Source organism: Paenibacillus silvae (assembly GCF_014639235.1).
GTDB lineage: Bacteria > Bacillota > Bacilli > Paenibacillales > Paenibacillaceae > Paenibacillus > Paenibacillus silvae.
Window position 1 is genome coordinate 1166658 of sequence record NZ_BMFU01000001.1, and the last position, 15415, is coordinate 1182072.

The window sequence follows — 15415 nt, forward strand, 5'->3', positions numbered from 1 at the left end:
TCACAGGTGACGGCCCCCTCTCTTCTGCAGCATTCTCACCGCAACGATCATCAGGATCGAAATAGCAAGCAGAATAAAGCCCATCATGTACAGGCCATGATTCCAGGTGGAATCAAACTCCACACTGGAGATTTGCATCACAATGTTACTGGTCAGCACGGCGGTTGGCGTAAACAGACTGGTTGGAAGCTGCGCTGTGTTGCCAATAACCATGACCACCGCCATCGTCTCTCCGATTGCACGCGTCATTCCCAGAATGACCGCATACATAATACCGCCTCTAGCCGCAGGCAGCACGACCCGGGTAATCGTCTGAAACCGATTCGTACCGAGTGCATAAGCCGCATCACGATATTTGTTCGGTACAGCCGAGATGGCATCATCACTGATACGGCTAATCGTTGGCAGCACCATAATCGTCAGCACAATAGACGCGGCAAGCAGACCATCTGCCAGATCACGACCGCTCAAGTCTCTCAGCCAGGGGATCAACACCGTCAAGCCGAGAAAGCCATACACGACAGACGGAATACCCACCAGCAGATCGAGCACAGGACGCAACAAGGTACGAAGCCATTTCGGTGTCATTTCAGCCAGAAAAACAGCGATGATGACCGACAGAGGAATTGCCATCAGCATCGTTAATCCAGTGAGCGCAAACGTACCCAGAATAAAGGTTAAAGCACCGTAGTGTTCATTTTCCGGGTCCCAGTTGGTAGAGAAAAAGAATTCCTTCAACGAAACATCGGCAAAGGTCAGGACACCTGTACGCAGCATAAGCACCAGAATACAGAACAGAACGAGACATACAAATGCCGCGCTGGCAATACAGAGGATGCGAAACATTCGGTTAGACCACCGGAGACGTGCTTTTCGGTCAAAACGTCTTCCCTTGCCGGGCGCTCTGCCAAGGCTTGAGCCAAGCTCATTCGGAGCCGGACTCTTCGCTGGTGGATTCATTTCCATCATAGAGGACTCTTCCTTTCACATAGAGAAGCCAGCTTGGCGACCATGCGCGGAAGCTGGCTGTCTCTTTCTTATAAGATGCATGGTGCTGAATTGAAGTCTGATTCAGATCAGACTGAACGTTTATTTAACGGCTGCAAGCGGAATAAATTTCAGCTTTTTCAGGGAACCATTCTGGAACTTGCTGCTTTGAATGTATTCGATGAACGCTTTGGTTGCGCCTGTTGGTTGTCCTTTGGTCATGTAGTATCCAATGCCCCATACTTTGTACGTTTTGTTCAACACGTTTTTCTCTGTTGGAGCGACGCCATTAATGGAGACAGCTTTCATTTTGCTTGTTACGTAAGGCAGGTCGATGTAACCGATCGCGTTAGGTGTCGTTTCAATGGTTGTTTTCATGTCGCCGCTGGAGCCTACTTCTTTGTAGTTATCCCCTTTGCTCATGAAGTCTTTGCCATCGAGAGCTTTTTGCTGGAAGTTAACACGTGTTCCTGATCCAAACTTGCGGTTAACGACAACAATTTTACCGTCTGTACCGCCAACTTCTTTCCAGTTCGTTACTTTGCCGGAGAAGATGTCCTGCAATTGTTTTGTGGTCAAGCTTGTTACACCTACGTTGGAGTTAACTACCGCCGCAAACACGGTTACGGCTACCGGATTCGCCACTTGTCCTTCGAATTTTTTGAAGCCAGGCACATCCTTGGATGCATCCCAGTCTACAGCACCGATATCGGCAATGCCTTTACGTACCGATTGCGGACCAGTCACCGAACCGGCAGCCGATGCGGAGATTTTTACTTTTGGATTGTCCTTCTTGAACTCACTTGCTGCCTGGAGTGTTAATGGAAGCAGTGCAGAAGATCCATTAATGACAATTTTGCCTTTCTCCGTGCTTTTGGCAGCCGATGCTGTCATTGCACCACCAAGTCCACCAAGTCCACCAACCAGGGATACAGCCATCAGCATGGCTGTGAAAGGTTTAATCCATTTTTTCATTGTAAAAAGCTCCTCTCGAATTTAACGTTCAATTATAATTTTCAGTACATTTCATTTTAGATATCATTTCTCAGCTCAACTTCATTCATTTAGAAGTTTCTCTTTTTACTTCTGCTTCTTACTTCGTAACAGGTTTCCAGTGACCGCCAGCTTGTACCAGCACTCTTCCGTTCTCCACAATAGCCATCTGTGATCCCGTCACCACAATGGAAGATACATCAGAGGATACCGTGTATAACTTGGATTGTTGTCCGGTTAAGGTGTCGATGGACAGAATCACACTGTTTTTGTCATCCTGTGCTGCAAGCACATATAATGTGCTGCCTGACAGAATCGCCTGCTCTACATCATGCTCGTTATATACCGTAACTGGTTTCTGGGATGCATCTACAGACATCAGCGAAGCATTGCCATCCTCGGACGGCACACTTACGTAATAAGCTTTCTGACCGTCTACCGAATAAATAAATACTTTATCATCCGTAGAAGTAGTCAGCTTCACTGCTTCGGGTTTATCTGAACCGTTGTTATACGAAAACAATTGCTGTTGATTGGCTGAGAAGTCAATGGATACGTTATCTTCATCTACATTGGTTGCATCTGATGTCACTTTACCAAGTGTGGTTACCGTGTACACGAAGCGTTTGCCACTCACAGACACATTCAGGTTTTCTTTGTAATCTACCTTGTCCTCCACCAGTTTCTTAATGGAGCCATCGGCCAGGTTCAGATTCGCAATCACCGAGCCTTTATCCCCTTGCAGGAAGTAGAGCGAGCTTTCATCTGCGGACCAGACCAGCTCAGGCTTGATGCTTGTATCATTTGTAATGAGCCTGGAGGCCTTCGTTTTCAGATCGATAATGTAGACGGCTCCCTCTGCATTCGTATAGGCAGCTTGATTACCGCTTGGGGATACAACCAGATCCGAACCGCCATCAGACGTCAGCAGCAGTTCATATTTGCCCGTAGCTGTATTTATGAGATAGTCGCTTCTGCCTTGATCATCATTTTTGGACACAATCATCTGATCCGCTCCGGCAAAACGAGGATTCTCTGCCCCTTCAATTAAAGCGATGGTGCTAATCTCTAGCTGACTGTTTCTCAGGCCAACGGTTCCGCCTACGCTCGATACCAATGGACGAAGTGCGACGTAGCTTGTTCCACCAATGATAACAACGGGCTGGTTCAGATTGACCTTTGTACCGTCAACCTCGAGTTGCTTGGATTTGTTCTGCACGCTGACCGTGTGACCATTCAGCTGAATCACAGTCGCCCCGTTTACGATTTCGGCCTGTGCTCCGATCGCTTTGATGACGTCGCGGACAGCAATGAGTGTTTCACCATTTTTCACGAGTGAACGTACAATGACTTGATTACCGTTTATGGTAAACGTGGAGTTTTGGACCTGAGTTGTGCTAGCCACAGGCTTGGCTGCGGGGGCAGCCGATACTGCACCAACCACAGAAGTTGTTAATGCAGTGGCTACTACGGAAGCTGCGAACACCTTTTTCATTGACATTGGTTTTTGTCACCCTTCTTTTCTCCATATATACTTGCCTGATGAAGCTGTTCACTGTACGGTACACTTGCATATATCATCAATATGAGAGCTTGTCCGCTCATCCCCCCAAACATCCACGTTCATAGTAAAAATGACCTATCACCTCTGTAATTATAGGAGTGATTTGTAAACGGGAAATCCTGGAATTGTTAACGTATTGTCAATGTTTTCATAAAATAAAAAAACGTGCCGATGACATGCTGTCATCTGACACGTTAGAATTGATCATGCAGCACTACAATCTGTAATAAAGTCGGTTATCCCCTTGTATTATAAGGGATTTCTACGCCAAGCCTCACATTCGAATCTGGTCATATAATCGTCTTGACGCCATAGAGGGGCCAATGTGCAGCTCCTGCAACCTTGCTTCCAGATCACGATATATGCGCAGCACCTGATCATGCTTTCCCAAAGATAAATAGGCTTGCATCGCACATCGATAAGCTTCCTCTTCATAAGGCGAATGTACCACAGCCCTCTCTGCTGCTTCTGTTGCTTTTTTACCATTGCCCAGCGCCAGCTGCTTCTCCGAGAGCCTTAACATCAGTTCCAGCACATTTCGCTCCAGCCTCTGACTAAGCTCGTACACCCATGGATAATCTTCCTGCGCAAGAAGCTCATCCTGATACATATGCAAGGTCCGCTCCATCTGATCCAGCGGCACATGCTCCTCACGCTGCATACGATGCACAACGTCCAATACATCATAGACATCTGCACGAATTCTGTTCTTATCCAGAATATAATGCTCGTTCCTGTAACTGACCATCTGCTCCATACCGAGCTTTTTTAGGTTTTTGCGCAGCAGACTGACACAGGTGTGCATATAAATTTTCGCCTTTTCATACCGCTCGTCCGGCCATAGCTGCTCAATGATCCGATCTCGGTGAACCGCATGGGCGTTAGGATCTTGCAGCAGCAGGTAGGCGAATAGTTCCTTCTCCTTGGCGGTGCGCCACATCACGGAATCTCCATTGGTCGGCGTTACACGTAATTTTCCAAACATCTGCACGAATAAGCAGCTTCCATCGACAACGTTGCCAGAATCATGTCGGTTCACAGCATTTTCAGATGAAGAAATGAAAGATTTCATCAACCCTTGCGTCTGCTGCTGTTTCTGTATCTGCTCCTTCTTCTCGTGTTCTCTCTTCCTCTCTCTTGAAATGCGATCAATTGTGCGAGATAAACGTCCCATTTCGATCGGTTTGAGCAAATAGTCCAATGCCTCATGTTCGAATGCTGCAACAGCGTACTGATCATAAGCCGTAACAAAAACGATAACCGCTTCCGGATCGATCTCATGAATGTTAGCCGCGAGCTCCAACCCACTCATGCCCGGCATCTCGATATCCACGAACCAGATATCTGGACGAACATCATCGAGTGCCTTCAACGCCTCAAAACCATTCATCCAGCGACCAGCAACCTGTACCTCTCCTGTTCGATTCAGGAACATTTCCAGCATATTCAGCGCATGTGGCTCGTCGTCCACCAAATAAGCCCGAAGCATCGCCGTCCCCCTGTTCTATTATTGATAAGGAAATTCAATCCTGATTTTGGTCCCCTGACCGAGTTCACTCTGAATGACAGGCCCCTGGCCGTTCAAGTGTTTCAAGCGTCTCTGCACATTTTGCAGACCTATGCCTTGATCCGGCTGCTTTCGGTTCAGCACAAGTGTAGCCTGTTCTTTCGACATGCCTATGCCGTCATCTTCCACCACTACCTGAACCCGCTCCTGCTGTCTGCGAATGGAGAGAGTTACCTTGCCACCGTCAATTTTTTTGGAGACTCCATGGCGAATGGCATTCTCCACCAGCGGCTCAATCAGCAGCGGCATCACCTTGCAAGAATAAAGTGAGCTGTCTACATCCAGTTCCACCTGAAGCCGTGAGCCGAATCTCTCCTGTTCAATCTCAACATAAGCCTGAATCAGCTCCATCTCCTGCCGAAGCGGAATCAGCTCTTCCGTATTATCCAGATGAAATAAAATTCGCAAATACCGACTGAAGCTGCCCAGCAGCTCCCCAGCCTTGGGCCCATCCGTAAAACAAAGAGACATAATCGTACCCAGCGCGTTATATAAAAAATGGGGTTTGATCTGCGAACGCAGAAATGCCATCTCGTTATTCGCGGCCTGCTTCACAAGCTGCTTCATGCCAAGCAGCATATGGATACGAACCAGAATCTCCCCTGCATCCAGGGGGCGTGTAATAAAATCATTACCGCCTGCCTGAATGCAGGCTTCTATGTCGGCCGGCGTGCTCCTCATATTAATAAATAACACGGGAAGTTCAGCCTGGCTGGAATCCATACGAATCTGTCTACACATCTCATATCCGGTGATCTCAGGCAGCATCGCATCCAGAATCACAAGATCCGGCAGCCTGCCGCCAGCCAATATGGAACGCGCTTTGCTGTGATTGTCCGCAAAGCTTAGTTGAAACCCTTCCGCAGAAAGCAATGTATTCAGCTGTTCCAGGTCTACGAGGTCAGATGTTGCAATCAATACGTGAGCTGAACTCATGCCTTCCACTCTTTTCTCCTCCCCTACAGTCATTTCCTCAGCAGCTGCCGCCTCTAAAAAACTCAAGTCGGTATCACCAGCCGGTGGAAGCTCAAGGGCAATCCATGCTTCTTCTTCGTTTATGGTCAATGTTCCTTGCATAGCACTGACAATCTCCAATGCCGCAGACAATCCGGCAGATGTCCGTTCGATCTGTGATGAAGCAATACCCGAGCTCTCTGCCGCAGGCCAGTAACCTGATACACTTTCTGCTTTCATGTGTAACGTAATTCGAATAACCTTCTGAATCCGCCCACTTGTAAAAATCAATTCCCCGTTATGATACTGTCCCATCATGTGATAGACCAGGTTATATAACACTTGCAGCAGCCGATTCTCATCCGCTGTAACATACCTTGCATTCGGCTCCATTTTACGAACGATAACGATCTCCTTTCCCGATGCCAGAAATCCCAACACCTCTGTAACCAGCGAAAGGCACGAAACCAGATCAACGGTACCCAGTGAAATTTTCATGGCGCCATCCCTGAACCTTGACACATCGATGAGATCGTTCACCAGATTGGACATGCGGTAGGCTGTATTGCGAATCAATTGAAGCTTGGACCGGATCTCCCGTTCATTCGTTCGTTTCATAGACGTTGTCAGAAGAGAACGGGATAGATGGATGATGCTGTGCAGCGGCGAGTTTAATTCATGTGATGTTAGCAATAAAAATTCATCCTTGGCCTTATCTGCCACCTGGAGCTGGTGTGTAAGCCGCTGCATTGAGGCATAAGCCTTCACATATTGATAGATTAACAGCATGGCAAATGTGCCAAGAATCACAAGAGTGGTACAGTTCAACAGCACTTGACTGACCGGGTATAATGTCACAGTAACTCCCAGAATATAATTGACCAGCATCAGCCAGATACATACAATGAGCAGCTGAGCCTCGGAACGGCTCCGTTTATCGTCATTTGTTCTCCTGTAATGACGAAAAATGACTACGAAAGACAACGCATAAGCACACAGATTTACGGCATACATGCCTTCCTGTATACATGAATATATCTGAAACGGAGTCATGACAATTAAAGCAAGATACAGCACCAGCAAAGCACTGGGAGCCATTGTCCATTTTTTCCATCCCTTTACCGGATCAGGGGCAAGCCTTAATGTAATCAAGCTGGCGATGACAGATAAACCATATACAGATATGTATTTCAGCTTATAGACCAGTTCAAAGGAAAGGTCCGGCACCAAACGCAGCAGCAGACGTTCGCCGTTGGTCACCACGATCAAAGCATAACCGATAAAAAATAGTGCATACAGCAATTGAATTCGATCCCGATGCAGACGTACATATAAATAGAAGAACAATAAGCTGAAAATGCCTACGATCCCGATGATCAGCAGCTCCAGTCCCGATTGAATCATTGCTCTGGCCTCCATATAACGCCCTTTGCCTAAATCAATCGAATTGTAGATGCCGCCACTGCGAAAATCAAAATTAGCAACCTGCAGCACAATTTCGATCTCTGAGCGTTCAGGATGAAAGTAGACCATATACGGCTCATTGCGCGGTACATAGGAAGCCGCCGATTCCCCCGGAATGCCGGAGCTATTGATTAAATTCCCGTCGACATACATCGCATCCGAGAAGCGAACATAACGCTTGGCAATCGCCATCCATTCTCCTTGAGGTACGTTTCGCACGAGTAAACGATAGGTGCCATAACTTTTACCATTCATGGGATATCCCTGATTGTTGCTACTGTCGTCCCAATTCCCCGGAACCTGCATCATGATTGGCTGTACCCGTGTATGATGGATCTGCTGAGGCGTAAGCAGCTGCTCGGGATAGAATTCCCACTCCCCGTCCAGCGGAATAACGGATTGGCTGGTCCACTCTAGACCCGCTAGATCCATTACACCTTTTTTCGCTTGAGGCTTCTCGTCTGCAGATGTAATCTGCCACAACACAATCAGTGCGAGCAGTAAAGTCATACAGCCGATCCATAACAAAAATCGATCCTTTCGAATGATCGTCATCTCTCTTTCTCCAGTAACGTCTATCTCAGAAACAGCAATCTAGCGTTATTTTCGCACTCACAGCTTAAACTGTCTATGCTTAATCCAATCCGTTTTTATATTAGACTGAAAAGAAGGCATCCTAGGATGCCTTCCCATTACGTTACGTAATAATAGCACTCAATCTCACCAGTTGTTAAAATGGTCAGAAAACGATTCAACACAACCAGAATCTCCCCTACCACTTAACAATACCAGACAGCTCTTAACAATTACTGAACATAACATGTTTGATCATGAACCATAAAACAAACAAACGACTGGGATAAACGAATTTTCGTTCGACGCAGTCGCTCATTAAGTGAAGACACGTTTTTTAAAATGGTTTATAATGACTCAAACACTTGATCAAAGCCTGCCTTAGACTTGGTTAATACTACATTTAAATCCAGCTCGGCTTCAGGTGCCAGCACTTCCTGAGCCACGACATCGTTGTAACCGATGGTCTTCAGATTTTTCAGAAAACCTCTCAGATCAATGACACCTTCTCCCGGATAAAGCCGTTCCCCATCCTTTAATTCCTCAATCGGCAGGTCGTAGGCATCATTAATGTGCACATGAACCACCTGCTCCCGCCTCAACTTCAGCAGCTCATTCATCTCCAAACCATTCGTGTGCCAGTGGTAGGAATCCACGAGCAGACCCACATTGGGTGCGTGGATGGTATTGATCCAATCGAGTGTATCCTCTACACGCCATATAAATGGATTCTTCCATCGCGTACGCAAGTGATGACACCCGACAAACTCTAGTCCGAGCCGGATACCGTAAGCATCCAGAATATCCGCACATAACCTGAGTCGTTTCGTGGCGGCAGCCATGAACGGCGCAGCAGGCTGATCCGTGGAAGGCAAAATGTAGGTGCAGCATTTATCAACACCTAGGGCAGCAGAAGCCTCAGCCATCGCCGTCAAGGTCTTCAGCCCGTCACGGAATTGCTCATCGGATGTGCGCCATTCCACAGGCAGATCAGATGAACCGATGATGATTTTATTACTTTCCAGCAAATATACAGCCTGTTCCAAACCGTATGTTTGTACATATGAGAGCGGATTCAAATCGACAGCCCCAAACCCGTACTGGGCAGCAGAAGTAATGTACTGTTCATCCGACTCGATATTGCCCAGTCCCGCTTTGGTTAATCCTCTAATCATAGCGTGTCCCTCCTGGTTGTTGTCTGTCCCTTGCAATCTCTTCCCAAGACAGCAGATCGTTATGTACGTTTGCTCCAAATTCTATCCTGGTATAATATCGTCCGTTCTTTTCGCATAGATAATCTCGCGGATAATTTTGGATCGATTCCATACGATAAACTTAAAAATATGACCTGACTCCAGCGTAATTTTGATACCGTTCGGGATTAATCCCCACGTTTGATGCTTTTCGATCTTGCTCATTCCCCAAAGCTCGATCTGAACCCCATCGGTCTGAAAATTCAAGCTATGGGGAACAAAAATCAGACGTTGATTGGTCAGGAATAATCTTCCCCCTACACCTTCAAGTCCTCTCAACCAATTCGCATGAATGCGCTTGAAAATGACATATTCATTTTCACGTAAATCTTCCATGTTTCCTTGTCTCCTTTATCGCATTCCTTTAAATTCATATTCTGATCATTGCTCTTTTTATTATAGGATGATTCTTCAGATTAAGGAATTTTTTTCTTTCATAAAAACTCAAAAACGCATTGCCAACCCAAAGCTTGGCTTGGACAATGCGTTTGCTAACACCTGCAATACGATGTCGGACTAGATAGAGCCTCTTATTACATTTTTTGCAGAATACCTTTCACGAGTCCAATAAACGTTGTTTTCACTTTCGCTGCGACTTCGATAACCTCATCATGGCTCAGCGGCTGATCCAGAATACCACAAGCCATGTTTGTCAGACAGGAGATACCGAGCACCTTCATGCCGCCGTGAATCGCAACGATGGCTTCTGGTACGGTAGACATGCCTACAGCGTCTGCACCCATCGTACGGATCATACGAATCTCCGCAGGGGTTTCATAAGCCGGGCCACTCCACCATGCGTATACACCCTGCTGCAAGCTTACGTTTTGTTCTTCGGCAACCTCCAGAGCGATGCTGCGCAGTTCACGGTTATACACTTGGGATACATCCGGAAAACGTACCCCTAGTTCAGCATTGTTAGGACCCATCAGCGGATTATTGCCAACCAGATTGATATGATCCGTGATCAGCATCAGCTGACCTGGCTCAAAGCTGGTGTTAATCGCGCCGCAAGCGTTGGTAATAATCAGCTTCTCCACGCCGAGTGCTTTCATAATACGAACCGGGAAAGTTACTTCGTCCAAAGTGAAACCTTCATAATAGTGCAGACGGCCTTTCATTGCTACCACGGTCTGTCCCATCAGCTCTCCGATCACAAGTTCATTCGCGTGACCAATGGCCTCGGATTGCGCAAAATAAGGAATATCGGTATATGGAATAACCGTAGCATTTTCAATTTCGTCCGCAAGCGCTCCCAGCCCCGAACCCAGAATCATACCTGTAACGGGTTTGGTATTGATCCGATTTAATATGTAATCACGTGCTTCCTGAATATGTGCTGATTGATGCATAATAAACGTCCTCCTGAACATCTGAATTGGTGTGAAACATAAGCTTTACTTCTCAAGTTTAATGAACAAGCGCCCTGATGTAAATGGAATCCCTTATTCTCGTTCTGTTTCGCAGTCCGAACAAAGCATGATCACACCTTGTCCCCGGATTGCAGCGCACCAAAGTAAGGTTCGAGTATCGTTTTGAAACTCGCCTCCTGCTCTTCAATCTGCTCAACATACGTCCACAATAAACGCTCTTCTGTTTCGAGGTTGATCACTTCGAATTCCATCTGCCTGGATGCCCACAATGTGACCTGCCCGACGGCCTTCTTCGATTCATGAATATATCCAATGAAGGGTTCATAAGGGTCATCATTACATATTGTATCGTCTTGCTTCCTTTCCTCTGTTGTGATGTAACGCTTCTGTAGCCACTTTTGTTCCTGCTGCATCCAATGTTTGAAGGAATCCAGAATCGGCTCCATCGTTTATTCCAGCACTAATTCAATGTATGGTTTCCTCTGCTTTTGTACCAATCCATCCCCATCATCAGCATGAACATCCACATCGCAAACATCAATGGCCTTTCAATCGCGCCTTCGCCAAAAATAAAAAAGGCCATCACGAAATTCCCAATGAACGTTAACATATTGTTGCGAATATTTCCCACATTCTTCAACTCCATCTGAGCTTGGATTGATAATAATTGAAAATAACCGATTCATCAAAATCTTCGTTACAGCTCCTCTTTTTTGAGAAACTCGCTTCATCGTTAAAATGATAACATATACTTCATATTAATGGATGTCATTTCCTTAATCCAAATTTCTCCGTACAGCAAAAAAATCGGCCTGCATAGGCCGATTTCTCTGAATACGATATCCAATTACATTTAATAAAAAACTGACGTGATACTTCACTTCAACTTCAACTTCAACTATTCCTTCACACTACCCAGTTGCAGGCCGTGTACAAAATATTTCTGCAAGAACGGATACACAACCAGAATTGGCAAGGCTGCAACAATCGTAATCGCTGCCCGGATCGATATCGGCGTTACCAGGTTGCGTGCCTGACCCATGTCCGCTCCACTTGAAACGGATGCACTGCTGTTGGTGTTCATAGACGAGGAGAGCAGCTTCATCAATTCGTACTGCAATGTACTCAGATTCTGCTTGGAAGATGCGTACAAGAATGTATCGAACCAGGAGTTCCACTGACCTACAGCAATAAACAGTGCTACGGTTGCCAACACCGGTTGACAGAGCGGCAGGATGATGGACATAAACGTTCTGAAATCGCCTGCGCCATCAATCTTGGCGGACTCAATCAATCCTTCAGGCAGCGTCTGGATATACGTACGAATAACGATCATGTTAAATGCACTGATCAGTCCCGGAATGATATATACCAGGAAGTTGTTAAGCAAGTGCAGGTCCTTGATCAGAAAGTAAGTTGGGATCAGACCAGCACTGAAATACATCGTCATAACCACGATAATGGTAATCGGTTTGCGCAGGATATAATCTTTACGGCTGAGCGTATACGCCAGCATGGATGTCAGGAACAAGCTGAGTACCGTACCCAGTACAGTTCTTGCAACGGAAACCCAAAAAGCTGCAAATATCGTTCCGCCTGCAAATACAGCTTTGTAGTTTTGAGTGGTCCATTCCCTAGGTAACAGGTAGATTCCACCGCGAATGGTATCATTCCCCGCGTTAAAAGATATAGCCAGTGTATTCAAAAACGGGTACAAGGTCACTACTGCAATAAAGATCATCAGCAAGCCGTTAAATGTATGGAAGACAATCGGCTCAACCCGAGATTTGTTTATTCCCATCGATGAGTCCTCCTCATATTAATCGGTCTTCGCCGAATCGTTTGGATATAGAGTTCGCTGCAAATATTAGCGTGATACTGACCACCGTTTTGAATATACCTGCCGCAGTGGCGAGTGAATAGTTACCGATCTGCAGACCGTATTTCAAGACAAAGATATCAATCGTTTGAGACCAGTCAACCACAACACCATTACCTAGCAAATACTGTACTTCGAATCCGGCTTCCAGAATCCATCCCATGTTCATAATGAGCAAAATAATAACGATGGACTTGATACCTGGCAGGGTTACATACAGCATCTTCTGATAACGGTTAGCTCCATCAATCTCTGCTGCTTCATACAGCGAAGGGTCGATCGAGGTGATCGCTGCCAGATAGATGATCGCATTCCAGCCGACCTCTTTCCAGACGTGCGACGCACCGACAATTCCCCAGAAATACTCTGGAACACTAAGCCACATAATCGGTTCATTGATGAATCCAAGCTTCATCAGCACCACGTTCACGATCCCGCCGTCTACCGATAACGAGCTGGCTACAATACCCGTAACGATGATCCAGGACAAAAAGTGAGGCAGATACGAAATCGTTTGAATCGTACGTTTGTACAGCTTGTTCTTGATTTCATTCAGCAAAATCGCAAAAACAATGGCTGTTACAAAGCCAAGAATCATGTTAATCAAACTCATCGCGATCGTATTGCGAAGTACGTTCAGAAACGCGTCGTCCGTAAGCAGAAATTTGAAATGCTTAAGTCCGACCCACTCCTGCTGCGAAAATTTCTTCGCTGGACTGTAATTCTGGAATGCCATCACCCAGCCCCAGATCGGATAATACGAGAAAACCAGAATATAAGCAACGATGGGCAGAGACATAAACATCAGTTGTTTTTGACTGCGCAGGCGCTTCATAAGAGGCGTCTTGGTCACTATGGTTGGAGCGGATTTATCCTGTATAGCTCCTGGCGTGTTCGCCATCTTTCACTCCTCCTATCAACTTACAGCGGTACTCGGGGATCGATTGTTCAGAAGGCACAGGAGCAGTTGCTGCGGCCTATGCCTTCCAAAGCAATCCTTCGGTCGCTTTTATTTATTTCACGGTCCAGTTCTGAATCCGCCATTGCAATTGCTCATTGATTCGGTCTTCATACGCCTTCACATTAATTTTCTTGTAAGCATCCACATACTCGCTCCAGATGGAGTCGAATTCATTGGCTTTGGACATAATCGCTCTAGGCAAATATTTCAAGGATGTATCTGTCATTTGTTTGTTGGCTACCGAAGCATCGGAGCCTTCCTTCAGATCCACTTGCCAAGCTGGATAATACACCGGGTTCTCTGGTGCAGGAGAGAAGAAGTCACTCCATGTTTTGAAACCATAGGCATCCAGAAGCTCTTTATCCTCAGCTTTCAGGCTGTCGTAGAATTCCTCAGGCTGATTGGTTGCACCGATAGCATTGCCATCCGAGAATGTACCTTCCATTTTCGGCGCTGCACCATAGAAGCCTTCTGCTTTGTTAGCCAGCTTCCATGCCGGATCTTCCTGTTGAGTACGCTGTTCAGGTGTACGATAGAATCTGCCTTCCTCGTTGACCATATAATCTACGCCCTCTTCACCCCAGGACAACAGCTTCTGATACTTTTCATCCATTAATGCATCGAGGAACTTCAGGATGGCTACAGGGTCTTTCGCATCTTTACTGATACCAAAACCGTTGTTCAAGTTGATAACCGGACGATCCAGGTAATGATCCTTGATGCTTGTGTCATATACTAGCGGGAAGCCTACATATGTTTGACCAATTTTGTTCTGAGCTACGAGCGTATCTTCACCTTGCTGGAAGTTCCAGTGCTGGTCGAACATACCGACAACACGTCCAGAAGAAATTTTAGCCAAGTACTGGTCATAGTTCTGAACGAAAGCTTCTTTGTCCAGCAATCCATCATTATAGAGACCGTTCAACTCTTTATAATAACGTTTGGAAATATCTTTATCCGCGAATACGCTTGCAACACCATTGTCATCAACGACAACGCCGCCGTCATTCGGATGACCTGTCAAGTGCTCAGGCGGGTTGAGGAGCGGGAAGGTTCTCCAGTCGGAAGCCAGTGTTGTAAAACCAATCGTCGGCTGACCATCTTCTGTTGTAGGATGCTTGGCTGTGTAATCACGAATCAGCTTCATGTAATCATCAAGCGTTTTCGGAGTTGGATAACCAGCCTCTTTCAGCACCTGTTTCTGAATCCAGAATGCAGGGCCGGAGTAGTAGTTACTGATGAACTCACCCGTGTATACGCCGTAGTTCGGCAACCAGTAAATATGACCGTCACTGGAATCCTTCATCCGCTCCCAATCTTTTGCATAGTGCTTTTTAAGGTTTGGTGCGTGCTGCTCAATCAGATCCTCCAGCGGAATAACCGCACCGGCCGCAACCAGCTTGGTATCTGCTGTAATCAGGTCAGGATAATCTCCTCCTGCAACCATAACCCCCAGCTTTTGCTGCAAGTCACCTACGAGAAACTCCATGTTCAGTTTGACGCCGAGCTCATCTTCGATCTTTTTGTAGATGCGGTTATCCGCTGCCGGTGCCTGATTTGGTGTTCCGATAAAAGCCGAGATGTTTAATACTTCCTTGCCATCGGGTGTCGTCGTTTTGGCCTCTTCACCGCTGCATCCTGCAAGTGCCAGAGTTAATGCCATAACGAGAGAAACGGAACCCCAAAGTTTCTTTTTCTTCAATCCCCCCATGTATTGCGCCTCCTTGGAAGTGGTTTGCCTTACTGTCTTTATTATGAGGAAATGTATGCGGTTACAAAATAAACAGATTTAAGCATCTGCCCCCCTTAATTTCAGGAGGTAACAAACCAGCTCATACCCCCGTCAA

At 46.4% G+C, this 15415-nt stretch carries 13 protein-coding genes; all 13 read right to left on the reverse strand.

What is annotated here, in order from left to right; translation table 11 throughout:
- The 13 genes from pstC to IEW26_RS05310 all read right to left on the reverse strand — a co-directional run bounded on the left by pstC (position 1) and on the right by IEW26_RS05310 (position 15279).
- Entirely contained in the window at positions 1 to 969 is a 969-nt protein-coding gene (gene pstC, locus IEW26_RS05250) for a phosphate ABC transporter permease subunit PstC (protein ID WP_145406184.1), read from the reverse strand.
- A 120-nt stretch (positions 970 to 1089) separates the two neighbouring features.
- Positions 1090 to 1962 carry a phosphate ABC transporter substrate-binding protein gene (locus IEW26_RS05255; protein ID WP_188591520.1) on the reverse strand — a complete coding sequence of 291 codons (873 nt, stop codon included), beginning with the start codon at positions 1960 to 1962 and terminating at the stop codon, positions 1090 to 1092.
- A gap of 118 nt (positions 1963 to 2080) precedes the next feature.
- Positions 2081 to 3481: a stalk domain-containing protein gene (locus IEW26_RS05260; RefSeq protein ID WP_188591521.1), complete on the reverse strand. Its 1401-nt coding sequence runs from the start codon at positions 3479 to 3481 to the stop codon at positions 2081 to 2083.
- Positions 3482 to 3818: 337 nt separating this feature from the next.
- On the reverse strand, positions 3819 to 5033 hold the full coding sequence (locus IEW26_RS05265) for a response regulator (protein ID WP_188591522.1): 1215 nt from the start codon (positions 5031 to 5033) through the stop codon (positions 3819 to 3821).
- An 18-nt stretch (positions 5034 to 5051) separates the two neighbouring features.
- A complete protein-coding gene (locus tag IEW26_RS05270; RefSeq protein WP_188591523.1) occupies positions 5052 to 8084 on the reverse strand; it encodes a histidine kinase in 3033 nt (1010 codons plus the stop codon).
- Between the two features lie 365 nt (positions 8085 to 8449).
- Positions 8450 to 9277 carry a sugar phosphate isomerase/epimerase family protein gene (locus tag IEW26_RS05275; protein ID WP_188591524.1) on the reverse strand — a complete coding sequence of 276 codons (828 nt, stop codon included), beginning with the start codon at positions 9275 to 9277 and terminating at the stop codon, positions 8450 to 8452.
- Positions 9278 to 9358: 81 nt separating this feature from the next.
- A complete protein-coding gene (locus tag IEW26_RS05280) occupies positions 9359 to 9691 on the reverse strand; it encodes a GRAM domain-containing protein (RefSeq protein WP_188591525.1) in 333 nt (110 codons plus the stop codon).
- A 197-nt stretch (positions 9692 to 9888) separates the two neighbouring features.
- Entirely contained in the window at positions 9889 to 10707 is an 819-nt protein-coding gene (locus IEW26_RS05285) for a purine-nucleoside phosphorylase (RefSeq protein ID WP_188591526.1), read from the reverse strand.
- A 131-nt stretch (positions 10708 to 10838) separates the two neighbouring features.
- Positions 10839 to 11174 (reverse strand): immunity protein TriTu family protein, encoded by a 336-nt coding sequence (locus IEW26_RS05290; protein WP_188591527.1) that lies wholly within the window; start codon positions 11172 to 11174, stop codon positions 10839 to 10841.
- Between the two features lie 14 nt (positions 11175 to 11188).
- Positions 11189 to 11359, reverse strand: a complete 171-nt coding sequence (locus IEW26_RS05295; RefSeq protein ID WP_229729662.1) for a hypothetical protein — start codon at positions 11357 to 11359, stop codon at positions 11189 to 11191.
- 267 nt (positions 11360 to 11626) lie between these two features.
- Complete coding sequence (locus tag IEW26_RS05300) at positions 11627 to 12529, reverse strand: carbohydrate ABC transporter permease (protein ID WP_111270753.1); 903 nt, start codon at positions 12527 to 12529, stop codon at positions 11627 to 11629.
- 13 nt (positions 12530 to 12542) lie between these two features.
- Entirely contained in the window at positions 12543 to 13508 is a 966-nt protein-coding gene (locus IEW26_RS05305) for an ABC transporter permease (protein ID WP_111270754.1), read from the reverse strand.
- 112 nt (positions 13509 to 13620) lie between these two features.
- Positions 13621 to 15279, reverse strand: coding sequence for an ABC transporter substrate-binding protein (locus IEW26_RS05310; RefSeq protein WP_188591529.1), 1659 nt, complete (start codon positions 15277 to 15279; stop codon positions 13621 to 13623).
- Positions 15280 to 15415 lie beyond the last annotated feature (136 nt).